General features: G+C 65.5%; 18 protein-coding genes. 9 read left to right on the top strand and 9 right to left on the bottom strand.

Going from position 1 to position 24,379, the window contains the following annotated elements; translation table 11 throughout:
* Position 1 precedes the first annotated feature (1 nt).
* From ubiB to rfaE2, 3 genes are all read left to right on the top strand, one after another.
* Positions 2–1,555, top strand: a complete 1,554-nt coding sequence (gene ubiB, locus P8T11_RS22300; protein WP_268079980.1) for a ubiquinone biosynthesis regulatory protein kinase UbiB — start codon at positions 2–4, stop codon at positions 1,553–1,555.
* A gap of 180 nt (positions 1,556–1,735) precedes the next feature.
* Positions 1,736–2,614: a ferritin-like domain-containing protein gene (locus P8T11_RS22305; protein WP_050449105.1), complete on the top strand. Its 879-nt coding sequence runs from the start codon at positions 1,736–1,738 to the stop codon at positions 2,612–2,614.
* Positions 2,615–2,790: 176 nt separating this feature from the next.
* A complete protein-coding gene (rfaE2, locus tag P8T11_RS22310) occupies positions 2,791–3,279 on the top strand; it encodes a D-glycero-beta-D-manno-heptose 1-phosphate adenylyltransferase (RefSeq protein ID WP_268079978.1) in 489 nt (162 codons plus the stop codon).
* 428 nt (positions 3,280–3,707) lie between these two features.
* Here the strand turns inward: rfaE2 and P8T11_RS22315 are convergent, their stop codons facing one another.
* From P8T11_RS22315 to P8T11_RS22340, 6 genes are all read right to left on the bottom strand, one after another.
* Positions 3,708–5,039, bottom strand: coding sequence for a TolC family outer membrane protein (locus tag P8T11_RS22315; protein WP_268079977.1), 1,332 nt, complete (start codon positions 5,037–5,039; stop codon positions 3,708–3,710).
* A gap of 79 nt (positions 5,040–5,118) precedes the next feature.
* The gene (locus tag P8T11_RS22320; RefSeq protein WP_268079976.1) at positions 5,119–5,799 is read right to left on the bottom strand and encodes a protein-L-isoaspartate O-methyltransferase family protein; all 681 of its coding nucleotides are present in this window, start codon (positions 5,797–5,799) and stop codon (positions 5,119–5,121) included.
* Between the two features lie 194 nt (positions 5,800–5,993).
* Complete coding sequence (gene thiD, locus P8T11_RS22325) at positions 5,994–6,836, bottom strand: bifunctional hydroxymethylpyrimidine kinase/phosphomethylpyrimidine kinase (RefSeq protein WP_268079975.1); 843 nt, start codon at positions 6,834–6,836, stop codon at positions 5,994–5,996.
* Complete coding sequence (locus P8T11_RS22330; protein WP_050449101.1) at positions 6,833–7,642, bottom strand: thiazole synthase; 810 nt, start codon at positions 7,640–7,642, stop codon at positions 6,833–6,835. The genes thiD and P8T11_RS22330 overlap by 4 nt, the downstream gene beginning before the upstream one ends.
* A gap of 212 nt (positions 7,643–7,854) precedes the next feature.
* On the bottom strand, positions 7,855–8,739 hold the full coding sequence (locus P8T11_RS22335; RefSeq protein WP_418910320.1) for a cobalamin-binding protein: 885 nt from the start codon (positions 8,737–8,739) through the stop codon (positions 7,855–7,857).
* A gap of 199 nt (positions 8,740–8,938) precedes the next feature.
* The gene (locus tag P8T11_RS22340) at positions 8,939–10,984 is read right to left on the bottom strand and encodes a TonB-dependent receptor (protein ID WP_268079974.1); all 2,046 of its coding nucleotides are present in this window, start codon (positions 10,982–10,984) and stop codon (positions 8,939–8,941) included.
* A gap of 457 nt (positions 10,985–11,441) precedes the next feature.
* On the opposite strand from P8T11_RS22340, the gene metH reads away from it, so the two are divergent.
* Positions 11,442–15,215 (top strand): methionine synthase, encoded by a 3,774-nt coding sequence (gene metH / locus P8T11_RS22345; RefSeq protein ID WP_268079973.1) that lies wholly within the window; start codon positions 11,442–11,444, stop codon positions 15,213–15,215.
* Positions 15,216–15,248: 33 nt separating this feature from the next.
* On the opposite strand, the gene iaaH is transcribed toward metH, so the two are convergent.
* The gene (gene iaaH, locus P8T11_RS22350; RefSeq protein ID WP_268079972.1) at positions 15,249–16,727 is read right to left on the bottom strand and encodes an indoleacetamide hydrolase; all 1,479 of its coding nucleotides are present in this window, start codon (positions 16,725–16,727) and stop codon (positions 15,249–15,251) included.
* A 184-nt stretch (positions 16,728–16,911) separates the two neighbouring features.
* Here iaaH and P8T11_RS22355 point away from each other — a divergent pair, with 184 nt between their 5' ends.
* From P8T11_RS22355 to P8T11_RS22370, 4 genes are read left to right on the top strand one after another with little or no spacing between them, the layout of a single operon-like run.
* Positions 16,912–17,640: a FadR/GntR family transcriptional regulator gene (locus P8T11_RS22355; protein ID WP_268079971.1), complete on the top strand. Its 729-nt coding sequence runs from the start codon at positions 16,912–16,914 to the stop codon at positions 17,638–17,640.
* A 30-nt stretch (positions 17,641–17,670) separates the two neighbouring features.
* Entirely contained in the window at positions 17,671–18,708 is a 1,038-nt protein-coding gene (locus P8T11_RS22360) for an L-idonate 5-dehydrogenase (protein WP_268079970.1), read from the top strand.
* Positions 18,709–18,767: 59 nt separating this feature from the next.
* Positions 18,768–19,979, top strand: coding sequence for a D-mannonate dehydratase ManD (gene manD, locus P8T11_RS22365; protein WP_268079969.1), 1,212 nt, complete (start codon positions 18,768–18,770; stop codon positions 19,977–19,979).
* Positions 19,967–21,502, top strand: a complete 1,536-nt coding sequence (locus tag P8T11_RS22370) for a mannitol dehydrogenase family protein (protein WP_268079968.1) — start codon at positions 19,967–19,969, stop codon at positions 21,500–21,502. The genes manD and P8T11_RS22370 overlap by 13 nt, the downstream gene beginning before the upstream one ends.
* Position 21,503: 1 nt before the next feature.
* Here the strand turns inward: P8T11_RS22370 and P8T11_RS22375 are convergent, their stop codons facing one another.
* Positions 21,504–22,274, bottom strand: a complete 771-nt coding sequence (locus P8T11_RS22375) for a class I SAM-dependent methyltransferase (protein ID WP_268079967.1) — start codon at positions 22,272–22,274, stop codon at positions 21,504–21,506.
* Between the two features lie 93 nt (positions 22,275–22,367).
* Here P8T11_RS22375 and P8T11_RS22380 point away from each other — a divergent pair, with 93 nt between their 5' ends.
* The gene (locus P8T11_RS22380; RefSeq protein ID WP_268079966.1) at positions 22,368–23,198 is read left to right on the top strand and encodes a helix-turn-helix transcriptional regulator; all 831 of its coding nucleotides are present in this window, start codon (positions 22,368–22,370) and stop codon (positions 23,196–23,198) included.
* 3 nt (positions 23,199–23,201) lie between these two features.
* On the opposite strand, the gene mutY is transcribed toward P8T11_RS22380, so the two are convergent.
* Positions 23,202–24,281 carry an A/G-specific adenine glycosylase gene (mutY, locus tag P8T11_RS22385; protein ID WP_268079965.1) on the bottom strand — a complete coding sequence of 360 codons (1,080 nt, stop codon included), beginning with the start codon at positions 24,279–24,281 and terminating at the stop codon, positions 23,202–23,204.
* Positions 24,282–24,379: the final 98 nt, after the last annotated feature.

Below are 24,379 nucleotides of genomic sequence, written 5' to 3' on the forward strand. Positions count from 1 at the left end.
CATGTTTCCCCTGCTGCGCCTGCTTCGCATCATCCTCGTATCGCTGCGCTATGGCCTGGACGAGCTCGTCCTGTCCAGCCTGAACCACCCGCTGGCCACCTGCCTGCTGCGCGTCATCCGTCTGGGCACGCGCCCGCGCCAGCCGCGCGGGCTGCGCCTGCGCCTGGCGCTGGAGTCGCTGGGCCCCATCTTCGTGAAGTTCGGCCAGGTGCTGTCCACCCGCCGCGACCTGATCCCCGCCGATATCGCCAACGAACTCGCCTTGCTGCAGGACCGCGTGCCCCCGTTCCCGTCGGCACAGGCCGCGGCCTGCATCGAGGCCGCGCTGGGCGCGCCGCCCGACAAGCTGTTCGCGCAGTTCGACGTGGACCCGGTGGCGTCGGCATCCATCGCCCAGGTGCACTTCGCCGTGCTGCACGACGGCCGCGAGGTTGCTGTGAAAGTGCTGCGGCCCGGCATGCTGGGCATCATCGAAAAAGACCTGTCGCTGCTGAAGATCGTGGCGCGCATCATCGAGCGCCTGGGCGCCGACGGCCGCCGCCTGAAGCCGCGCGAAGTCGTGGCCGAATTCGACAAATACCTGCACGACGAACTGGACCTGGTGCGCGAAGCTTCCAACTGCAGCCAGTTGCGTCGCAACTTCGGCCCGGAATCCGGCCGGGGCGACATGCTGATCGTGCCCGAGGTGATCTGGGAATACACCGCATCCACCGTGTTCACGATGCAACGCATGTACGGCATGCCGGTGGGCCAGGTGCAACGCATGCGCGAAGCGGGCATCGACATCCCGACGCTGGCGCGCACCGGGGTCGAGATCTTCTTCACCCAGGTGTTCACCGACGGCTTCTTCCACGCCGACATGCACCCGGGCAACATCTATGTGTCCGACCGCCCCGAGACGCTCGGCAGCTACATCGCCCTGGACTTCGGCATCGTGGGCTCGCTGTCCGAGTTCGACAAAAACTATCTGGCGCAGAATTTCCTGGCCTTCTTCCATCGCGATTACCGGCGTGTGGCGCAGCTGCACATCGAATCGGGCTGGGTGCCCGCCGACACGCGCGAAGAGGAGCTGGAGGGCGCCGTGCGCGCCGTCTGCGAACCGTACTTTGACCGGCCGCTGTCCGAGATCTCGCTGGGGCAGGTTCTGCTCCGCCTGTTCCAGACGTCGCGCCGGTTCAATGTGGAGATCCAGCCGCAACTGGTCTTGCTGCAAAAGACCTTGCTGAACGTCGAGGGATTGGGCCGTCAGCTCGACCCCGATCTGGATCTCTGGAAGACGGCCAAGCCCTATCTGGAACGCTGGATGCGCCAGCGTGTCGGATTCAAGGGCTTGCGTCAAAGCCTGGAAAAGGAAGCCGCGCAGTGGTCGCAAATGCTGCCCGCTTTGCCCAGGCTGGTCCATGACCACCTGAGCCGTCCGAACGTCTCGCCGGCGCTGCTGGCCGAGATGATTCACTTGCGGCGCGCCCAGGAACAGAACAACCGGCTGGTTGCAGCGCTGGTTGGGGTAGTGGCTCTTGCGATCGGGGTCGCAATATGGGCCTTGACCCGGTAGGCGGCGCGATGATCTAGACGAACGCTGTCATGTTTCATTCATGAAACGGTCATCATAGCTTCGCGGGAAACGGCGAAAAATAGCGCTGCAGTGGATGAATGCAGCGTCACGCCAACAAGACGCGCGCGCCATTCATTAATTTCTATCGCCCCACAAGCGGGACGAATACAAGGGCAGACCATGCTTTATCCTGAACTCTTCAAGACCATGGAAGCGGTGCGCTGGAACATGGCTCACGACATCCCCTGGGGGGATTTCGATCGCAGCAAGCTTTCTGACGAGCAGGCGCAAACCATCAAGATGAACGCCATCACCGAATGGGCGGCGCTGCCGGCCACCGAGATGTTCCTGCGCGACAACCGCGGCGACAGCGACTTCTGCGCATTCATGTCGGTGTGGTTCTTCGAAGAACAGAAGCACTCGCTGGTGCTGATCGAATACCTGCGCCGCTTCCGTCCGGACCTAGTTCCCACCGAAGAAGAACTGCACAACGTGCGCTTCGAATTCGACGTGGCGCCGGAACTTGAAACGCTGATGCTGCATTTCTGCGGCGAAATCCGCCTGAACCACTGGTATCGCCGTGCCGCCGAATGGCACACGGAGCCGGTCATCAAGGCCATCTACAAGACCGTGGCGCAAGACGAAGCCCGCCATGCCGGCGCGTATCTGCAATACATGCGCCGCGCGCTGCATGACCGTGGTCAGGACACCAGCGAGCAGGCTCGGCTGGCGTTCTCGAAGATCGGCGTGCTGATGGCCTCGGCCGGCCGGACCCAGCAGGCGCTGCATCCGACCAACCTGCACGTGAACAAAGACCTGTTCCCGAATGACACCGTGCAATCGCGCCTGCCCGAGCCGGGCTGGCTGGAACACTGGCTGGACACGCAGATCCGCTTTGACGGCATCTGGGAACAAAAAGTCGCCAGCCGCATCCTGCACATTTTGTCCAAGCTGATGGATCGCAGCTTCGAAACGGTGAAGGACCTGAACCGCTACCGCAAGGAAATGACGGCGCTGGTGGTGCCCAAGGAAAAGAAGATCATCCTCGGCGGCGCCTGATATTACGGGGCGACCGGCGGCGGGCGACGGGCGGCTCTGGGCTGCCTGTCGCGTTGCCGGGAATGACCGCGCGGAGCGCTGGCTGGGATGCTGTCGGGAAAGCTGCCCGTAAAGCTCGCCGGAAAGCTCCCGGGAATGCTGCTTCTTGGCGGCGGATGCGCGGATATAATCGCCGCATGTCCGCCGCCCGTTTTGAATCCAAAGTCCTGTCCCGCGACGAATGCGTCGCCGCCGTCGCTTCTGGCCGCCTGCCGCGGCCGCTGGTATTCACCAACGGCGTCTTCGACATCCTGCATCGCGGCCACGCCACGTATCTGGACCAGGCCGCCCAGTTGGGCGCGACGCTGGTGGTGGCGGTGAACACCGATGAGTCGGTCCGCCGCCTGGGCAAGGGCGCCGAACGTCCGTTAAACCGCATGGAAGACCGCGCCGCATTGTTGGCCGCGCTGGGCTGCGTGACCGTGGTCACGTCATTTAGCGAAGACACGCCCGAGGCCCTGATCGGCGAGATCAAGCCCGACCTGATCGTCAAGGGCGGCGACTACGACATGGAAACGTTGCCGGAAACGGCGCTGGTAAAAAGCTGGGGCGGCCGCGCGGTGGCGATCCCGTTCGAATTCGAACGGTCCACGACGGCGCTGGTGAAGAAGATCCAGGGCGGCTGAATACAACGCGGCCCGATTGCGGCGTTTTTTGGCTAGGAAGATCATGGGTTACGCGCGAAGAGCAGCAGCATTCTTGCCTCCGCCTTTACGCGCTTCACCCATCCTACCGAAACGAAAAATTGCCCATCGCAAGCACCCCATCGGCCGGTAGGATGGGTGCAGCGCGGCACCCCCTGCCCGCGAAAACTGGTGCCTGTCGCGCGTAACCCATCAGCAACGTCCGCGCGATGGGTTGCGCGCGATCTTCGGTCGGGTTCTTGCGACGGGTATCGCGCGCTTCACCCATCCTACGAGCGAGGCATCCCATCCCACGAATGGGGCATCCCATCCCACGAATGGGGCATCCCGTCCTTGATGCGTAGGATGGGTGAAGCGCGGCACGTCCGTCATGAACAACCAAGCGCCCATCGCGCGCAACCCATCACCCTTTACCGCGGTTCCCTCAACAACCGATTAATAGCTTCCAGATCCGTCTCGGCCAAAATCCCGCTCGTTGCCTTCAACCTTAATCCCGACAACACCGTGCTATACCTCGCCAGCGCCAAGTCCCGTTGCGTGGCATAAAGCTGCTGCTGCGCGTTCAACACATCCAGGTTGATGCGCACGCCCACTTCGTATCCCGTGCGGTTGGCTTCCACCGCGGCCCGGCTGGACTTCTCGCCGGCTTCCAGGGCTTGAATGCGTGCCAGCCCACTCGTGACGCCGGTGTAATACTGCCGCGCGGCCTGGATCGCCTGGCGGCGCGCGGTTTCGAAATCGTGGCGGGCCTTCTGTTCCAACTGCACCTTTTCGGTCACTTGCGACGACACGCCGCCACCTGAATACAGCGGAATGGACAGCACCACGCCGACCGTGTTGTCGATCGGCTTGCCCGGCGCGGCATTGCGCATGACCGCGTCGCTGGCGCTGCCGCTGGTGGCGCGCAGGTTCAGCGTGGGATAGTGGCCGCTCTTGGCGATCTGGATCTCTCGCCCCGCGATGCGGGTCAGCAACTGCGCGCGCAGCACTTCCAGGCTGGATGACTCGGCTTGCGTGCTCCAGTCATTCACGCGGGCGGGTTGGGGCGCCGGCAATTGCACGCCGTAGGGCAGTTCCGCCAGCGCGCCAGGCGGCGACCCGATGATCTTGGCGAGCTCGTCGCGGCGCACGTCCAGGTCGTTCTGCAGACGCAGTTCCTGCGCCACCACCAGGTCGTAGCGCGCCTGCGCTTCATACGTGTCGGTGACCGTGGAATTGCCCAGCTCGAAATTGCGCTTCGCCGATTCCAATTGCCCGGCCACGGCGGCCTTCTCGGCCTCGGTGGCGGTCAGCGCGTCTTGCGCATAAAGCACATTGAAATACGCATCGGCCACACGCAGCAGCAAGTCTTGATAGGCCTGCTGCAGTTGCACCTCGACATCGGCAACGATCAGCTTGGATTGTTCGTAGTTCTGCCAGCGGCCCCAATCAAACAGAGGCTGGGTCAACGCCAGGTCCCAGACGCCGCGCCCGCCGCTATACGACACGCCCAGGCCGCGCGTACTGCGCGTTTCCTGGTAGGCGCCACCGGCTTCCGCCGTGATCAGTGGTAGCAGCAGCGAACGGGCTTGGGGTTCTTTTTCCAGCCCGGCGCGATAGTTGGCGCGGGCGGCGGCGTAGGAGGGGTCATTGCCCAGCGCGGCTTGCCAGACCTGGATCAGGTTCTGCGCGAACGCGGGCGACGGCCCGACGCTTGCGGCGCAGGTAAATACCAGTAAAGCCGTAAGCAGTCGGACGCGCATGATTTTCAACGATACGCCGGGCCGCCCCGTAATGCGCGGGCCCGGATGCGGGGCGGGCGCGGGGCGGCAGGAAGGAGGGTTAGAACTTGAACTGTGACACCGCAACGCCGCGCAGCGGCTTGATCACGGTCTCGAACAGGTTCACCGTTTCGAAGCTGGCGGCGGTGGTGCGGGTGATGCGACAGGCCGTCATGACGGGAGCCTGGCCCACGATCACGACCAGACGGCCCCCCACGCGCAATTGGTACTTGAGCGCGTCCGGCACGACCGGCACCGAACCCGTTACCAGGATGGCGTCGTATTCGGTGGAGCCCCAGCCGTTGCGGGCGTCGCCGGTTTCGACCTTGACGTTGGTGACGTTGTTCATTTGCAGGTTCTGCTGCGCGAACGTCACCAGGCGGCTGTCGATTTCAACCGAAGTCACCTGTTGGGCCAGATAGCCCAGCAGCGCGGCCTGGTAGCCGGAACCGGTGCCGATTTCCAGCACGCAGTCGGATTTGGTCAATTGCAGCTCTTGCGCCAGACGCGCTTCAACCTTGGGGGCGAGCATGGTCTGGTGGGTGTTGACCGCATTGATTTCAAGCGGCAGTTCCAGGTCGGAAAACGCCAGGGCGCGCAGGGCGGGCGGAACGAATTGTTCGCGGCGCACATCGAACAGCGCTTGCAGCACGTTGGCGTCCAGGACGTCCCACGGGCGGATCTGCTGTTCCACCATATTGAAGCGGGCTTGTTCTACGTCGGGCAGGGTCGAAGCGTTCATGACGGTCAGGAAAAAACAGAGGAATCAGGCGGTCATTGTACCGATTCGTAGCGGCCTGTGACGGCGCGCGCCCCAGACACCTGTTTCAGGTCGGGCCGTGCCGCGAATCCGGCCATGGAAATGAACGCGGCGCTTCGAAAAGCGCCGCGAGGTTACTGGCAAAAAGCAGCCGTGATCGACGTTGATCTACGCGCCTACCACCAGGCGTGAAAGTGATGCACCGGGCCGTGGCCCGACCCCACCGACAGGCGCTCGGCGTGGCGGATGGCTTCGGTCAGATACGCCTTGGCGCGGCGAGCGGCCTCGGGTACGTCCCCAATTTGAGGCAGCAAGGCCGCCAGCGCCGCCGACAAGGTGCAGCCGGTGCCGTGGGTATTGGCCGTCTCAATGCGGTGGCCGGGCAGCTCGATCATGCGGTCGCCGTCGTGCAGCAGGTCGATGGTCTCGTTGCCAGGCAGATGCCCGCCCTTGACCAGCACCCAGCGTTCGCCCGAATGCGCCAGCTTGTTGCGCAGGCGTTCGGCAACGCGCCGCATTTCCTTGACGGTTTCCACCGGCCGCTCTTCCAGCAGCACGCCAGCTTCCGGCAGGTTGGGCGTCAGCATCGTGCATTGCGGCAGCAGCGCCTCGCGCATGGCGCCCACGGCGTCGTTCTCCAGCAGCAGGTCGCCGCTTTTGGCCACCATGACCGGGTCCAGCACCACGTGCGCCGGGGTCCACTTGGCCAGCTTTTCGGCGACCACTTCAATCACCGGGCGCTGGCCCAGCATGCCGATCTTGACTGCGTCGATGCGCACGTCGGCGAACAGCGTGTCGATCTGCAAGCCCACAAACGCGGGCGGCACGGCGGAGATGCCGGTGACGCCCTGGGTGTTCTGGGCCGTCAGCGCGGCGATGATGGCGCAACCATAGGCGCCCAGCGCGCTCATCGCCTTGACGTCGGCCAGGATGCCGGCGCCGCCGGACGGGTCGACGCCGGCAATGCTCAGCGCGTTGGGAATGGGACGGGCGTTGCCGTCCTGTTGGCGCGAACTCATTTCGCCGCGCCCGGGCCGCCGGTGATCAGCCCTTCGGTGGGCGAGCTGGGCGCGCCGCTGTACAGCTTCTTGGGCATGCGGCCGGCCAGGAAGGCCTCGCGGCCGGCTTCCACGCCCTTCTTCATGGCGCTGGCCATCAGGATCGGGTCTTGCGCGCCAGCGATGGCGGTGTTCATCAGCACGGCGTCGCAGCCCAGTTCCATGGCGATGGCGGCGTCCGACGCGGTGCCCACGCCGGCGTCCACCACGACCGGCACGCGCGCCTGGTCGATGATCAGGCGCAGGTTCCACGGGTTCAGAATGCCCATGCCCGAGCCGATCAGGGACGCCAGCGGCATAACGGCCACGGCACCCATGTCTTCCAGCATGCGGCACTGGATGGGGTCGTCGGTGCAATAGACCATGACCTTGAAGCCCTCGTCGACCAGCGTCTTGGTGGCCTTCAGGGTTTCGGGCATGTTCGGGAACAGCGTGTGCGGGTCGCCCAGCACTTCCAGCTTGACCAGGTCATGGCCGTCCAGCAGTTCGCGCGCCAGGCGCAGCGTGCGCACCGCGTCGTCGGCGCTGTAGCAGCCGGCGGTGTTGGGCAGCAGCGTGAATTTGGACGTCGGGACGTAGTCCAGCAGGTTCGGTTCGCCCGCGTTCTGGCCGATGTTGGTGCGGCGGATGGCGACGGTGACGATTTCCGTGCCGCTGGCATCCAGCGCCGCGCGAGTCTGTTCAAAGTCCTTGTACTTGCCGGTGCCGACAAGCAGGCGCGACGAATAGGCGCGTCCGGCGATGGTGAGAGTGTCTTGTGTGGTCATGGCGGTGTTTCAAAGGGCGGGTGCGCACAGCGATGCCCGCGGAGGCTGACTGAGAGGCTTTTGCGAATGATAAAGCACGATGTCGCGCCGCATGCGGATGTCCCTGGTAAGGCGCGTTCCGTTTTTCAAGGATTGCGGCAATTGCCAGGAACGGATCACCAAGAACGGATCGGCAAATAACGGATCGCCAAGATCGGATCAGCAAGAACGGATCAGCGCAGCCGGTCCAGGTCGGCGCAGATGGCCTCGGCCGCGTCGATCAGGCGCGGCCCCGGCCGATACAGCGCGTCGGCATCCACGCCGTACACGTGCCCCAGCCGGGCGGCGGGTAGCCCCAGCGCCTGCCACGCGGCCAGATTGCGGGCGGTGTCTTCAGGCCGGCTCACGCCTGCCAGCACGGCCTCGGGCCGGGCCGCCAGCACGCCTTCCAGACTGACCTGGGGGGCCACGATGGGCGCCTGGCCAAAAACGTTGACGCCGCCGCAGATGCGCAGCGCGTCGCTGACGATGCTGCTGTCGTTCAAGGTGTAGATCGGGTCCAGCCCGGCCTGGATGAAGACGCGCACGGGCCGGCGGCCGGCGTAGCGTGCGGTCAGGGCGTCCAGGCGCGCGCGCATTTGCGCGGCGGCCGGTTGGGCTTGTGCCTGGGTGCCGAACAACACGCCCATGCGTTCTACCGCGTCGGGAATGGCAGCCAGCGTCAAGGGGTCGCTGTAGAACACCGGCACGCCCAGCTTGTCCATGACGCGCACCACGGGTTGCGCGGCGGTGGGTTGCCAGGCGATCAGCAGGTCGGGGCGGACCGCGGCCACGCGCTCGGCGTCAGGTTGCGTGCCGTCGCCGATGACGGGCACCTGGCGCGCGGCGGGAGGGTAGTCGCTGCCGCGGATGGTGGCGGCAAGATAGTCGCCCGCGCCGGCCGCGAATACCAGTTCGGTCGCGTGCGGCGCCAGCGTGATGGCGCGGCGCGCGGGTGCGGCCAGCGCCACGGCGCGGCCCTTGTCGTCCTGCGTGTGGATCGCGACGCCGGCGGGCGTTGCGGCCAGGGGCGTGGCGGTAGCGGGGGGAGTTTCGGGGGATGGCTCGGCAGCAGGCAGCGCACCTGGTGCCAGAAGCAGCGCCAGCGCCAGTGCTGGCGCTGAAGCCGGGCGCAAGGCTGGCCGCGATACGCCATCCCGAGACGGCTGGCGAAGCCGTTCTGGGTTGGAGCGAATCGGGCGAATCAATGCGCGTGCGTACGTCATGCAAGAGCCGATAAGGTCAGCGAAGAACGCCGACTATATCGGATGTCCGCCATCAATAGCGCAGCGTGAGCGACGCGTAGAAATTGCGGCCCGGCGCCGGGTACAGGTTGTAGTTGGCAACCGGCCCCAGCATTTCGAACGACGCGTTGCCGCCGCGTATGCCGTAGGTGGCGTACTGGCGATCGAAGATGTTGTTCACGCCAATGGCGCCTTCGATGTTGCGCGTGAACTTGTAGGCCACCTTCGTGTTGAACAGTACATAGGCGTCCAGTTCCTTGTCGAACTGGTTGGCCTGGTCGTTGTCCATGCGCGACTTGCCCACGTACTGCGCCGACACGTTCCACAGGAACGCATCGGTGGGGCGCCAGGTCACGCCCGCATTGGCCAGCCACTTGGGCGCCAGCGGCACGGTCTTGCCGGCCAGGTCCACGCCCGCGTAGGTGCCCGAGCGGAATTGCGCTTCCATCCAGGTCAGGTTGGCATCCAGCGTGACGCTGCTGGACACGGCGGTGCGGCCTTCCAGTTCGATGCCTTGGCGGCGGGTCGGATCCAGGTTGGTGTTGGCGCCGGTGCCCGGGCCCCACATGCCGTCGGCCAGCGGGTTGTACTGGATTTCGTTGGTGAGGTCATAGCGGAAGTACGACAGGCGGGCGCTGCTGGCCTGCCCTTGCCACGTCACGCCGATTTCCTTGTCGGTGGACGTTTGCGGGGCCAGCGGGCTTTGCACCGACAGCAGTTCGTCGGCGTTGGGCAGACGGAAGCTGCGGCCGACCTTGCCGTACAGGCCGAAGCCGGCCGACAGTTCCTGGCGCACGCCCAATTGCCACGCGGTCAGGTGGTTGCTGCGGTCCGACGCGGTGCCCGACCCGCTCAGCACTTCCAGGTCGTCCGAGGCGTACTGGCGGCGCACGCCGGCCGTTACCGTGGTGCTGTCGGTGGCGCGGATCAGGCCTTCGGCGAACAGGCCGTACTGGTGCTGGCGCGACTGCCACTTCGACGGTTCGAAGTCGTAATAGGCGTTCTGGTCGGCGGTGGTCTTGGATTCCTGCGCGTCGGCGCCGAAGACAATGCTGTGGCCGCCGTTGATCGGCAGGCGATAGCGCACGCTGGCGATGTTCTCTTCCAGTTTCTGGTCGCGCAACGTATCGCCAAAGCCGTCATACGTCAGGCCGTTCAGCTTCTTCTCGCGGGTGGACAGGTCGGCGTACAGCATGCCCGTGCCAATGGCTTGTTCCACTTGCAGGCCGAAGGTGCTGGACGTGGTCTTGACGTAGTCCACATCATTCTTCGCGCCGCGCGGGTCGTCCTGGAATTCGTTCACGCCCGTCGACGGGCTGATCAGGCGCGGGCCGGGCAGTTCCAGCTTTTGCGTGGTGGTGCGGCCGTACAGGCGGATCGAGCCATTGTCGTGGCGCAGCGTGATGCCACCGCCGCCGCCTTCGCGGCGTTCGCCGCTGTGGTCGCGGTAGCCGTCGCTGTGCAGCGACTGCATGTAGGCGTCTACGCCAACCTTCTGGTTGTTCAGGGCGACCGCGGCGTCGTACTGGCGCAGGCCGTAGCTGCCGAACGTGGCAGTGGCGCGGGCCGTCACCGGCTCTTTCGAGAAATCCGACTTGGTGATGATGTTGATGACGCCGCCGGTCGTGCCGCCGCCGTATTGCACCGAGCCGCTGCCGCGCACGATTTCAATGCGTTCCACCTGATCCAGCGGCACCACGCCCAGGCTGGGGGCCGACAGGTCGTTGGTGTTCTGCTTCACGCCGTCGATCAGGATCAGCGTGTTGCTGGCGCCCGTGAGGCCGAAGCCGCGCAGGTCGACAATTGCGTTGTCGCTGGAGCTGCTGGTGTTGATCAGGTTGATGCCGGCCTGGGTCGACAGCAGGTCCTGCATGGTGCGGGCGCTGCTGGCGGCAATGTCTTCGGCGCTGATCACCGAAATCGACACCGGCAGCGTGCGGCCGTCGGTCGGCACGCGCTGGGCGGTGACGGTGACCGTGTCGAGTTCAGGAGTGGGGGAGGCAGCTTGCTGGGCGGCGGCGATGGCCGGAGCGGAACAGAGCAGGGCACCGGCGTAACGCCGGATAGAGCGGGCTTTCATCTACGTAACCTCGATGCGACCCGCGACCCCGCAGGCCAATCACGATGGGAGGATGCCCCGCGCCACGGCAAACCAGGCTGGCCCGGGTGGCGGCGATGGACTTCCTGGCGATCGAACTGGCCGGTATCGGGCTGCCATGGGCGCAAAGCGCGCATGGGGACCGTTGCGGGGGCAGCACAGGCTGGACGTGGGGCTTGCCGGCCGCCTGCTTGCGGCAAGGCGGCGCGGCGGCCCGGGCGGGCGTCTTCCTGTTTCCCGTTTACCTTTCGCACGCGGACCAGCAAGTGTTGCGTTCTTGCCAGCCCAATGCGCCGAAAGCACCGGTTCGGGGCCGAAACTGTATCACCCGAGGGCGCGCGGGACCCCGTTTTGTTACGATCAGGGCTTGTTTTTTCGGCGTTTTTCGCTTTTTAGCCACATCCACGCCGCCGTTGGCCAACTTTATCCGGACCTGCCCGTGTCGTATCCCCGCCTGCCGTACCCGCCCGAAGCCTATACCCAGGGCGGCGAATTCGCCCGCCTGCTGGGCAAGCGCATCCTGATCCTGGACGGCGCCATGGGCACCATGATCCAGCGCTACAAGCTGGGCGAGGCCGACTTCCGGGGCGAGCGTTTCGCCGACCACGGCAAGGACGTCAAAGGCAATAACGAACTGCTGTCGCTGGTGCGCCCCGACGTCATCTCCGAGATCCACCGCCAGTACCTGGAAGCGGGCGCGGACGTCATCGAGACCAATACCTTTGGCGCCACCACCATCGCGCAGGGCGACTACGACCTGCCCGAACTGGCCTACGAACTGAACCTGGTTTCCGCGCAACTGGCGCGCGAAGCCTGTGACGCCTACAGCACGCCCGACAAGCCGCGCTTTGTGGCCGGCGCCCTGGGCCCGCAACCCAAGACCGCGTCAATCTCGCCCGACGTGAACGACCCCGGCGCCCGCAACGTCACCTTCGACGAATTGCGCGTGGCTTATATAGAGCAGTTGAACGGCTTGCTGGACGGCGGCATCGACATCGTCCTGATCGAAACCATTTTCGACACGCTGAACGCCAAGGCCGCCATCTTCGCCACCGAGGAAGTGTTCGAAGCGCGCGGCATCCGCCTGCCGGTGATGATCTCGGGCACGGTCACCGACGCCTCCGGCCGCATCCTGTCGGGCCAGACGGTTGAAGCCTTCTGGAATTCCGTGCGCCATGCGCGCCCCGTCACCATCGGGCTGAACTGCGCGCTGGGCGCGGCGCTGATGCGGCCCTACGTGGCCGAGCTCTCCAAGATCTGCGACACCTACGTCTGCGTGTATCCCAACGCCGGCCTGCCCAACCCCATGGCCGAAACCGGCTTTGATGAAACGCCCGCCGACACCTCCGCGCTGCTGGAAGAATTTGCCCGCGCGGGCTTGGTGAACATGTCGGGCGGCTGTTGCGGCACCACGCCTGACCATATCCGTGCCATTGCCGACAAGGTCACGGCGCTGACGCCGCGCGTCGTGCCCGACATTCCGGTCAAGACGCGCCTGTCCGGCCTGGAAGCGCTGAACATCGACGAAGACACGCTGTACGTCAACGTGGGCGAACGCACCAACGTGACGGGCAGCAAGATGTTCGCCCGCCTGATCCGCGAAGAAAAATACGACGAGGCGCTGGCCGTGGCCCGCCAGCAGGTTGAGAACGGCGCGCAGATCATCGACATCAACATGGACGAGGCCATGCTGGATTCGGTGGCCTGCATGCACCGCTTCCTGAACCTGATTGCGTCCGAGCCCGACATCGCGCGCGTGCCGGTCATGATCGACAGTTCCAAGTGGGAAGTCATCGAAACCGGCCTGAAGTGCGTGCAGGGCAAGGCGGTGGTGAACTCCATTTCCATGAAGGAAGGGATCGAGCCCTTCCGCCATCACGCCCGCCTGTGCCGCCGCTATGGCGCGGCCGTGGTCGTCATGGCCTTTGACGAACTGGGTCAGGCCGACACGTTGGAACGCCGCAAGGAAATCTGCGGTCGCGCCTACAAGATCCTGGTCGACGAAGAAGGCTTCCCGCCGGAAGACATCATTTTCGACCCGAACGTTTTCGCGGTCGCCACCGGCATCGACGAACACAACCACTACGCGGTGGACTTCATTGAAGGCACCCGCTGGATCCGCGACAACCTGCCGCACGCCCGTATATCGGGCGGCGTGTCCAACGTCAGCTTCTCGTTCCGCGGCAACGAGCCGATGCGCGAAGCCATCCACACCGTGTTCCTGTATTACGCGGTCAAGGAAGGCATGACGATGGGCATCGTCAACGCCGGCCAACTCGGCGTGTACGCCGACCTGGATCCGAAACTGCGCGACCTGGTCGAAGACGTGGTGCTGGACCGCCCCAACCCCGTCGGCAAGACGGAACCCGACGACGAGCGCACGCCCACCGAACGCCTGGTGCAGTTTGCCGACAGCGTGAAGGGCTCCGGCGCCAAGCGCGAAGAAGACCTGACCTGGCGCAAGGCGGACGTTGAGCAGCGCCTGTCGCATGCGCTGGTGCACGGCATCACCACCTTCATCGTGGAAGATACCGAAGAAGTCCGCCAGAAGATCTTTGACCGGGGCGGCCGCCCCATCGAAGTCATCGAAGGCCCGCTCATGGACGGCATGAACGTCGTGGGCGACCTGTTCGGCGAAGGCAAGATGTTCCTGCCGCAAGTGGTGAAGTCGGCCCGCGTCATGAAGCAGGCCGTGGCCCATTTGATTCCCTTCATCGAAGAAGAAAAGCGCCAGATCGCGGCGGCCGGCGGCGACGTGCGCGCCAAGGGCAAGATCGTCATCGCCACCGTCAAGGGCGATGTGCACGACATCGGCAAGAACATTGTGTCGGTGGTCTTGCAGTGCAATAACTTTGAAGTCGTGAACATGGGCGTGATGGTGCCCTGCGCGCAGATCCTGGAAAAAGCCAAGGAAGAAAATGCCGACATCGTCGGTTTGTCCGGCCTGATCACGCCCAGCCTGGAAGAAATGGCCTACGTGGCCAGCGAAATGCAGCGCGACGACTACTTCCGCAGCCGCAAGCTGCCGCTGATGATTGGCGGCGCCACCACCAGCCGCGTGCACACCGCCGTGAAGATTGCGCCCAACTACGACGGCCCGGTCATCTATGTGCCCGACGCCAGTCGGTCGGTGGGTGTCGCCACCAACCTGATGTCGGACCAATCCGAAACCTACCTGGCCGATTTGGCCCAGGAATACGAAGACGTGCGCCGCCGCCACGCCAACCGCAAGGCCACGCCGATTTTGCCGCTGGCGGATGCGCGCGCCTCGCGCCCCGTGATCGATTGGGACAACTACACGCCGCCGCGCCCGAAGTTCATCGGCCGCCGCACGTTCAAGAGCTATGACCTGTCCGAGATCGTGAAGTACGTGGACTGGGGCCCGTTCTTCCAGACGTGGAGCCTGTTCGGCCCGTTCCCCGCCATTCTTGACGACAAGGTCGTGGGCGAGCAGGCGCGCAAGGTCTACGCCGACGGCCTGGCCATGATGAAGCGCATCGTCGAAGGCCGCTGGCTGACCGCCAACGGCGTCGTCGGCTTCTACCCGGCCAACAGCGTCAACGACGAAGACATCGAAATCTACAAGGATGAAACGCGCAGCGAAGTGCTGTTCACGTATCGCAACCTGCGCCAGCAAGGCGCCAAGCGCGAAGGCGTCAGCAACAAGTCGCTGTCGGACTACATCGCGCCCAAGTCATCGGGCAAGATGGACTACATCGGCATGTTCGCCGTGACGGCGGGCATCGGCATCGAGAAAAAGGAAGCGGAATTCGAGAAGGCGCTGGATGACTATTCCAGCATCATGTTGAAGTCCCTGGCCGACCGTCTGGCCGAAGGCTTCGCCGAATGCCTGCATGCCCGCGTGCGCCAGGACCTGTGGGGCTACGCGCCCGACGAGGCCCTGAGCAACGAAGACATGATTGCCGAGAAATACGTGGGCATCCGCCCCGCGCCCGGCTATCCGGCCTGCCCGGAACACGTGGTCAAGAGCGACATGTTCCGCGTGCTGGACGGCGGCGACATCGGCATGATGCTGACCGACAGCTACGCCATGTACCCCGCGTCCAGCGTGTCCGGCTTCTACTTCAGCCACCCCGACTCGCAGTACTTCAACGTGGGCGTGATTGGCGAAGACCAGCTTGAGGACTACGCCAAGCGCAGCGGCCGCAGCATCGAAGACCTGAAGCGAACACTGGCGCCGAATCTGGGCTAAGGCGCCGGCCCGACCACCGCCGGCCATTCCCGCCTATTGCTTCGGCGGGGCGATGCGGCCCAGGATGCGTTCAACGCTCAGCCCGATGGCCAGCACCGTCCGGTCTTCGCCCGGCAGGCCGTCGATTTCCAGCCCCACCGGCAAGCCTGATTCCGACAACCCGGCCGGCACGCTCAAGCCCGGCAGGCCGGCGTTGCTGCCGGGATCCACGTTGCGGGCCAGCAGGCCGAACGCTTCGAAGCTGCTGGCTTCCGGCGTGGCCGCCAACGGCAGCACCGGCACCGTGGGAAAGAGCAGGCCGTCAAGCTTGTGTTCCTGGAACGCGCGACGATAGACGTCGATGAGTTCATCGCGCTGTTCCGCGATAACGCGCTCGTACAGCGGTTGCAGCGCCAGCACCTGGCCGTCTGGCGTGGGCAGCACACCGGGCACGATCAAGCCTTCAAAGATGCCTTTCACGTCGGGGCTGGATATCTGCGCCACCACTTCGTCAAAGCTCACGCCCGTGCCATAGCGTTGCAGGTAGGCGGTCAGGTCGGGCTTTTGTTCGTACAGGCATAGCGGCATGCCCACCGCCGCGTTCGCGGCCGGCAGCTCGGGCATGTCGATCTCTACCAATTGCACGCCCGCATCACGCAGCTTTTGCAGCGCGGCGTAAGTGACGTCGCGCACCTGGGGGTCCAGGTCGGTCCAGAAATAGCTGGCCAGGCCCAGGCGGATGTTCTCGGGAGGCAGGGCGGCAAGCGGCGTGGCGTCGTCGGCCAGCACCGAATCAAGCAGCACGATGTCTTCCATGCTGTTGGCAATGGGGCCCGGGGTGTCGCGGGTGTGCGAAATCGGCGTGATGCCCGCGCCGTCGTAACGCCCGACCGACGGCCGGAACCCTGCGGCCCCGTTCACCGATGCGGGCAGGCGCACCGAAGCCCCCGTGTCCGTGCCCAGCGCAGCCGGCGTCAGACGCGCGCCCACTGCCGCGCCGCTGCCCGACGACGAGCCCCCGGCGATGCGGCTGTGGTCATAGGCGTTGCGCGTGCCGTCGCCCAGCGGGCCGGGAAACGCGGTGTTGTAGCCCGACACGCCAAAGGCCAGTTCATGCATGTTGGTCTTGCCCACGATGATCGCGCCCGCCGCGCGCAGCCGTTGCACCACGGGCGCATCTTCGGTGGGGCGAAACGATTTCAGCGCGGGCGTGCCGGCCGTGTTGGGCAAGCCGGCCACGTGAATGTTGTCCTTGACGGCGATGGGCACGCCGCCCAACGGCCCCTTGCCCGGCTTGGCGTCATAGGAGCGTGCCTGCGCCAGCGCGCCGTCGCGGTCCACGGTGATGAAGGCGTTCAGCGCGGCGTGGGCGTCGATGCGGTCCAGGCTGGCCTGGGTCAGCGCGACGCTGGACAAGCGCCCGTCGCGGATCAAGGCGGCGGCTTGGCCGACGGTCAGGGCGGCCAGCGTATCGTCGCCGGCCAAGTGCGGCAGCGGCTTGGCGGATACGGGCTGTGATGATGATTCGGACATGGCGCTTTCCTTACCGGCACGGATTTTGTGGAACCGCCATCTATACCGCGTGGGTGTGGGGTGTGTCGAGCAGGCTTCGCTTTCTGCCCTGCTTCGGTGGTTTACCGCTTCGATACTGGTAAACCATGATGTTGAAAATTGGTAAACCAATTTAGATTTGGTCTTACCAAAATTTTCAAACGCCATGACGCTGCAACTGCTCCCCAAACCCGAAGAACCCGCCAGCAAGCCGGTGGCGGACCGCGCCTATGTGCGGCTGGCCGCGCAAATCCAGGCCCTGGTCGCTCAAGGCGAATTCGCCGTCGGCAAGCGGCTGCCGGCCGAACGCGCGCTGGCCGAACGTTTCGACGTCAGCCGCACCGCGCTGCGCGAAGCGATCATCGCGCTGGAACTGCAAGGCGTGGTGGAAGTGCGGGGCGGGTCGGGTATCTACGTCTGCGAAGCCAAGCCCGGCGTTGCCCGCCTGCCGGCCACGCAGGAAGCCGGGGCGGGACCGTTCGAATTGCTGCGGGCGCGCTGCCTGATTGAATCCGAAATCGCCGCGCTGGCGGCCACCACCCGTAACGACGCCGACTTGGACCGCATCTTTGAAGCGCTGACGACCATGCGCGAACACATGACGGACAAGGCCGCCAACGAAGCGGCCGACCGCCGCTTTCACCTGACCATCGCCCAGTCCACCGGCAATAGCGTGCTGCTGGCGACGGTGACATCGATGTGGGATCAGGCCCAAGGGCCTATCTGGGAAAAGATAGAACAGCACTTCCATACGCAGGAATTACGCCAGGCATCGCAGGAAGACCATCAGCGCATTTTCAGCGCCTTGGTCGCGGGCGATGCGCAGGCGGCCAGGCAAGCCATGCGCGCTCACCTTGAGCGCGTCATCGGCGAGTTCGCACAGGGGTGGCGATAGGGCATCCCTCCATGCAGTGAGCACACCAGCATGTTGAATTGCGCAATTCATGGTGCACAGGATCTGCGCCTGGACGAACAGGCACCCGAGCCGCTGGCCGCGACGCAGGTGCGCGTGGGCGTCAAGGCCGTGGGCATCTGCGGGTCGGACCTGCATTACTACCGGCATGGCAGGGTGGGCGACTTCGTCATCCGCGAGCCGCTGACGCCGGGCCACGAGGCCTCGGGCCAGGTGCTGGAAGTGGGCGCTTCTGTCACGGCCGTGAAGCCGGGCGACCGCGTGGCGCTGGACCCGGCGCGCACCTGCGGCGTGTGCCGCTACTGCCGGCAAGGCGATTCCAATCATTGCGAAGCCGTGCACTTTTTCGGCAGCGCCAGCCGGTATCCGCACATGCAGGGCGCGATGCGCGAACAAGTGGTGGTGCAGGAAAAGCAGTGCCTGCCCGTGCCGGATAGTTTGTCGTTCGAACTCGCCGCCTTCGGCGAGCCCTTGGCGGTGGCGCTGCACGCCGTGCGCAGCGCCGGCAGCCTGCTGGGCAAGTCGGTGATGGTGGTGGGCGCCGGACCCATCGGCGCGCTGACCTTGATGGCCGCGCGGCTGGCCGGCGCCAGCCAGGTGACGGTTGTGGACATCGTGGACGAAACGCTGGCCACTTGCTCCCGGGTGGGCGCCACGCGCACCCTCAACGCCGCGACCGACCCTGCCGCCATCGATGCGCTGGCCGCGGGCAAGGGCAGCATCGACGTGTGCTTCGAAGCCTCCGGCAACTACGCGGGGCTGGCCAACTGCATTCGCGCCACGCGCCCGCGCGGCGTGATCGTCACGGTGGGCACCTTGAACGGCAGCAGCGAGCAATGCCCCTTCAACCTGATCATGGTGAAAAGCCTGTCCGTGATCGGCAGTTTTCGCTTTGTCGATGAATACGCCTGGGCCGTGGACTATTTAAGCCGTGGCGTACTGGACGTGTCGCCCCTGCTGACGGCGGCGGTGCCGGTGCGCAACGTGCATGACGCCTTCACGCTGGCGGCCGATCGGCAGCGGGCAATGAAAGTGATGGTGACGTTCTGACGCGGCTTTCAGCCGTTAGCCCCAGTTTCTATTCCCCTTCCGCCTACCCGAAAACCAAAATGAAAATTACGAATGCTCGCGTGATTGTTTGTTCGCCGGGACGCAACTTCGTCACCTTGAAAATCGAAACCGACCAAGGTCTGACCGGCATCGGCGACGCCACCTTGAACGGGCGCGAACTGGCGGTGTCGGCCTATCTGACCGAACACGTCATTCCCTGCCTGATCGGGCGCGACGCGCATCAGATCGAGGACATCTGGCAGTACCTGTACAAAGGCGCCTACTGGCGGCGCGGCCCGGTCACCATGACGGCGATTGCCGCCGTGGACACCGCGCTGTGGGACCTGAAGGCCAAGGCGGCGGGCATGCCGCTATACCAACTGCTGGGCGGCAAGAGCCGCAGCGGCGTCATGGTTTACGGCCACGCCAACGGCTCGGACATCGAGCACACGCTGGATGAAGTGCTGCGCTATGTGGACATGGGCTACCGAGCCATCCGCGCGCAAAGCGGCGTGCCGGGGCTGGACAAGGTCTACGGCGTGGGGCGCGGCAACCTGTTCTACGAACCCGCCGACGCCGACCTGCCCAGCGAGCACGACTGGTCCACCGAAAAGTACCTGCGCCACACGCCCCAGCTATTCGACCGCATCCGCGACAAGCTGGGCTTTGAACACCATCTGCTGCACGACGTGCATCACCGCCTGACGCCGATCGAAGCCGGGCGGCTGGGCAAGTCGCTGGAACCCTACAACCTGTTCTGGATGGAAGACGCCACGCCGGCCGAAAACCAGGATGCCTTCCGCCTGATCCGGCAGCACACGACCACGCCGCTGGCCGTGGGCGAGATCTTCAATTCCATCTGGGACTGCAAGGACCTGGTGCAGAACCAGTTGATCGACTACATCCGGACCACCGTGGTGCACGCGGGCGGCATCACGCATCTGCGCCGCATTGCGGACCTGGCTTCGCTGTATCAGGTGCGCACCGGCTGCCACGGCGCCACCGACCTGTCGCCGGTGTGCATGGGGGCGGCGCTGCACTTTGATTTGTGGGTGCCCAATTTCGGCATCCAGGAATACATGCGCCACACGGAAGAGACCGACGCCGTGTTCCCGCACGCCTATACGTTCGCCCAAGGCATGCTGTACCCCGGTGATGTGCCGGGCCACGGCGTGGACATCGACGAGACGCTGGCCGCCAAGTATCCGTACAAGCGCGCCTACCTGCCGGTGAACCGCTTGCAGCAGGACGGCACGCTATGGAACTGGTAGCGGCCGGCGTGCAGCGGCTGGCGCCTGAGTGCCTTGCCGCGCTGCCCTTGGACGTGGCGCGGCCGACATATGACCGCAACGCCTTGCGCGTGGGCATCGTGCATCTGGGCCTGGGCGCGTTCGCGCGCGCGCATCTGGCGGCGGTCAACGAAGCCGCGCTGCATGCGGGCGGGGGCGAGGATCTGGCCTGGGGCATTTGCGGCGTGTCCTTGCGGCAGGCCGACACGCGCGATGCGCTGGCGCCGCAAGCGGGCCTGTACACCTTGGCGCTGCGTAGCGCCGACGCGACCGGCCGCGAGCAACAGCAAGTCACCGTAATCGGCTGCCTGCTGGAAATGCTGGTTGCGCCGGAGGATCCGCAGGCCGTGCTGGCGCGCATTGCGCATGCGGACACGCGCATCGTCAGCGTGACCGTGACCGAAAAAGGCTATTGCCACGATCCGGCCAGCGGCCGCTTGAACCTGCAACACCCCGACATCGTGCACGACCTTGCGCAAGCGCAGGCGCCTCGCAGCACCATCGGCTTTCTGGTGCGGGGTTTGCAGCAACGGCGCGCGGCGGGGCAGGGCCCGATCACGCTGATGTCGCTGGACAACCTGCCCAGCAACGGGCATCTGCTGCGCGGCATGGTGCTGGCGTTTGCGCGGCAGGTGGACCCGGCATTGGCGACGTGGATCGAAACCTTGTGCGCGTTCCCGTGTTCGATGGTGGACCGCATCGTGCCGCGCACAACCGATCGCGACCGGTGCGATGTGGCGCGGGCGCTGGGCATGGACGACGCCTGGCCAGTGTTGGGTGAGCCCTATCTGGAATGGGTGGTGGAAGATCAATTCGCGGCGGGCCGCCCGGACTGGGCCGCGGGCGGCGCGCGCTTTGTGGCCGAGGCCGCGCCGTTTGAAACCTTGAAGCTGCGTACGGTCAACGGCGTGCATTCGGCGCTGGCGTATTTGTCGGTGATGGCGGGCTGGGCAACGGTGGACGAAGCGATGGCGCAGCCCGCGTTGAAGGCGTATCTGGCGGCGTTGATGCAGGATGAAATCGTGCCGACGCTGCCGCCCTTGCCGGGCCTGGATCTGGCGCGCTATCAGCAAAGGCTGTTGCAGCGCTTTGAGAACCCGGCGTTGAAGCATCAGACTCGGCAGATTGCGATGGACGGTTCGCAGAAGCTGCCGCAGCGCTTGCTGGACACCGTGCGGGCGCGGTTGGCGACGGATTCGCCCATCGGCAAGCTGGCGCTGGCGGTTGCCGCGTGGCTGCATTTCCTGCGTGGCGTTGATGAGGCAGGCTTGCGCTACGACATCCAGGACCCGATGGCCGCCGAGCTGGCGCAACGCTATACGCAAGCTGAACTTGCCGCTGAACGCAGTGGCCCTGGGCCGGCCGCCATGCTGGCCTGGACGGAAACGCTGACCAGCGTGGCTGCGGTGTTTGGTGATCTGGGCGACGACCCGCGTTTTGTACGGGCCGTGTCGCAGGCGGCGCACGCGCTGCGCAGCCAAGGGGTGAGCGGAGCGCTGGCCTGAATCAGCCCGGCTTCTTCACCACGATCGTGGCCGTGTCGCTGGTGAACGAGCCGTCTTCTTGCACGTCGAAATGCGCGCGCACCACGTCAGGCGCAATGCTGAACATATGGCGCAGCGCCGCCACCAGCGTGTCCGGCGTGCGCATGCGCGTGACCCAGGTCTGGAATTCCAGCGGCAGGCGGCGCGGCGACAGGCCGTGCAACGTGAAGCCGGCCTCGGTCAGCATGCGCGTCCATTCGGCCACCGAGTAGTCGCGCACGTGTGACGTGTCGCGCAGCACTTCTATCGTTTGCAGCCAGGTGTCCAGCAGCGGCTCGCCGGGCGACACCACATCGGCAAACACGGCGATGCCGCCCGGCTTGAGCACGCGGAACGCTTCGCGCAGGCCCCGGCCGGCGTCTTGCCAGTGGTGCGTGGAATAGCGCGACATCACCAGGTCGAACTCGCCATCGGCAAAGGGCAGGTATTCGGCCTTGCCCTGGCGCGTGACCAGGTTGGCCAGGCCGCGCTTGGCGGCTTCGCCCGCCACCACGTCCAGCATTTGCTGGGACAGGTCGTAGGCGGTGACGTCCTTGACCTCGGGCGCCACGTGAAAGCTCACGTGGCCACCGCCACAGCCCAGGTCCAGCACGCGCGCCTGGGGGTGTTGGCGGGCGATGCCGGCCATTTGCAGCAGGTCTTCGCCTTGGGCGTGGACGGCGCTGGTCAGGTACGCCGTGGCGCGGGGGCTGAACTGGCGGTCGACGGCGGCGTCGTGGGTGCTGGCGGTCATGGGATTCCTTTAATGGCGTTGTGCGGGATGTCAGGTGCAGGCGCTAAGATAGGCCGGCCTTTATACACGTACAAGTCCATTGCTTATCCTGGTATGACTACTTCCCCCCAAGGCACGGCCTCCCAAGACGGATCGCCCCTGCGCCGCCAGGCACTGGGTGAATTCGTGCGCAGCGCGCGCTCCCGCATCACCCCGCGCATGGCCGGGCTGCCCGAAGGCATGCGGCGGCGCACGCCGGGCCTGCGCCGCGAAGAGGTCGCGCAGTTGTGCGGCATCAGCGTCACTTGGTACACGTGGATCGAACAGGGGCGCGAGGTCTCGGTGTCGCCGTCCGTGTGGTCGCGCATTGCGGGCGTGCTGCAATTGGCGCGCGCGGAACGCGCCTACCTGTTCGATCTGGCCGACTGCGCCGACCCGCAACACGCGCGCGACGACGCGGGCGCCGCGCCCGGCCCCTTGCAGGAATGCGTGGACGCGATCAACGCGCCGGCCTATGTGCTGGACCGCGCCTGGAACGTGCTGGCCTGTAATGAGCCGCTGCGCGATCTGTTCGACAACTGGCCCACGCGCGACCCCGAACCCAACCTGCTGCGCTACATCTTCCTGGACCCGGCCGCCCGTGATCTGGTGGTGGACTGGGACCAGCGCGCGCGCCGCGTCGTGGCGGAATTTCGCGCCGACGCGGGCGCGCATCTGGATGAGTCCGCCGTGTTGGCCTTGCTGGACACGCTGAGCCGCCAAAGCCCTGTGTTCGCGCATTGGTGGACGCGCCACGCGGTGGTGGAGCGCGAAGGCGGCTTGCGCGAATTCCAGCATCCGCGCGACGGCAAGCTGGCGTTTCAGCAGATCACGTTCCGGCTGGCCACGCATCCGGACTTGAAGCTGGTGATGTTGTTGAGCGGCGCGGCGCCTGAAGACCGGTAGCGTTCAGGCCTTGGCCGTGGAGAACAAACTGTCTTGCATCCCCGCGTCGACCAGGCCCTGCAATAGCTTCTTGACCGGCGCGGGAAGCGCCATCGACGCCAGCTTGTCGGCCGGCACCCAGCGTTCGGGTAACGACGATTCGCGCAGGCTGGCCGCGCGCACCGGCACCAGCCAGGGGCGGATGTGCAGTCGGTAGTGCGTGAACGTGTGCGCGAAGGCGGCCAGCTCAAAGCGTTGTTCGGGTTCCAGGCCCAGCGCCCGGGAAGCGGCGTCGGGGTCGCCCGCTACGTCGAATTCAGGCAGGCTCCAGAGCCCGCCCCAGATGCCCGGTTCAGGCCGCTGCTGCAACAGGAAAGCGCCCTGGTATTGCAGCACCAACATGCCCGTTTCGCGTTCGGGGATCGTCTTGCGCACCTTGGGCGTGGGCAGTTCGGCCTGGCGTCCTTCGCGGCGGGCGACGCAGGTCTGTGCCATGGGACATCGATCACAGGCGGGCTTGCCGCGCGTACAGAGCGTGGCGCCCAGATCCATCAAGCCTTGCGTGTAGGCGGCCATGTCCAGGCCGGGCGCCGCCTCGACCTGCGCGTCGGCCAGCGCCCACAGCCGGGTTTCGATCTCGCGCTTGGCGGGGTCGCCAGTGATGCCAAAGTGGCGGGTGAACACGCGCTTGACGTTGCCGTCCAGAATGGGTGAACGCTCGCCGTAGGCGAAGGCGGCAATGGCGGCGGCGGTGGACCGGCCGATGCCGGGCAGCGTGGCGATGGCTTCGGCGGAAGGCGGAAAACTTCCGTTCCAGTTTTCAGCGATCTGCACTGCGCAGCGATGCAGGTTGCGGGCGCGGGCGTAGTAGCCCAGCCCCGCCCAATACGGCATCACGTCTTCCTGCGTGGCGGCGGCCAGCGCGGCCACGTCCGGAAAGCGTTGCAGGAAGCGCTCGTAATACGGAATCACCGTGGCCACTTGCGTTTGCTGCAGCATGATCTCGGATAGCCAGATCCGATACGGGTCACGTGTGTTTTGCCAGGGCAGATCGTGGCGGCCATGCTGGCGTTGCCAGGCAACGATTCGAGGGGCGAAGTCCATGGCGGCAATTATCGCATCGCCCTCTTGCCGGGCTTTGGACGAGCGGTTACAACTATTGGCACTACAGCGCGAACGCGCCACGACTTCACTTTCACGGC

The sequence above is a fragment of the Achromobacter spanius genome (genome assembly GCF_029637605.1).
GTDB lineage: Bacteria > Pseudomonadota > Gammaproteobacteria > Burkholderiales > Burkholderiaceae_B > Achromobacter > Achromobacter spanius_E.

Coding starts and splice junctions, on each gene's coding strand:
- mutY (WP_268079965.1), bottom strand. CDS start 24,281: ATGGACTTCGCCCCTCGAATCGTTGCCTGGCAACGCCAGCATGGCCGC.
- P8T11_RS22380 (WP_268079966.1), top strand. CDS start 22,368: ATGACTACTTCCCCCCAAGGCACGGCCTCCCAAGACGGATCGCCCCTG.
- P8T11_RS22305 (WP_050449105.1), top strand. CDS start 1,736: ATGCTTTATCCTGAACTCTTCAAGACCATGGAAGCGGTGCGCTGGAAC.
- P8T11_RS22340 (WP_268079974.1), bottom strand. CDS start 10,984: ATGAAAGCCCGCTCTATCCGGCGTTACGCCGGTGCCCTGCTCTGTTCC.
- P8T11_RS22375 (WP_268079967.1), bottom strand. CDS start 22,274: ATGACCGCCAGCACCCACGACGCCGCCGTCGACCGCCAGTTCAGCCCC.
- P8T11_RS22315 (WP_268079977.1), bottom strand. CDS start 5,039: ATGCGCGTCCGACTGCTTACGGCTTTACTGGTATTTACCTGCGCCGCA.
- thiD (WP_268079975.1), bottom strand. CDS start 6,836: ATGAGTTCGCGCCAACAGGACGGCAACGCCCGTCCCATTCCCAACGCG.
- P8T11_RS22330 (WP_050449101.1), bottom strand. CDS start 7,642: ATGACCACACAAGACACTCTCACCATCGCCGGACGCGCCTATTCGTCG.
- iaaH (WP_268079972.1), bottom strand. CDS start 16,727: ATGTCCGAATCATCATCACAGCCCGTATCCGCCAAGCCGCTGCCGCAC.
- P8T11_RS22320 (WP_268079976.1), bottom strand. CDS start 5,799: ATGAACGCTTCGACCCTGCCCGACGTAGAACAAGCCCGCTTCAATATG.
- manD (WP_268079969.1), top strand. CDS start 18,768: ATGAAAATTACGAATGCTCGCGTGATTGTTTGTTCGCCGGGACGCAAC.
- P8T11_RS22360 (WP_268079970.1), top strand. CDS start 17,671: ATGTTGAATTGCGCAATTCATGGTGCACAGGATCTGCGCCTGGACGAA.
- P8T11_RS22355 (WP_268079971.1), top strand. CDS start 16,912: ATGACGCTGCAACTGCTCCCCAAACCCGAAGAACCCGCCAGCAAGCCG.
- ubiB (WP_268079980.1), top strand. CDS start 2: ATGTTTCCCCTGCTGCGCCTGCTTCGCATCATCCTCGTATCGCTGCGC.
- P8T11_RS22370 (WP_268079968.1), top strand. CDS start 19,967: ATGGAACTGGTAGCGGCCGGCGTGCAGCGGCTGGCGCCTGAGTGCCTT.
- rfaE2 (WP_268079978.1), top strand. CDS start 2,791: ATGTCCGCCGCCCGTTTTGAATCCAAAGTCCTGTCCCGCGACGAATGC.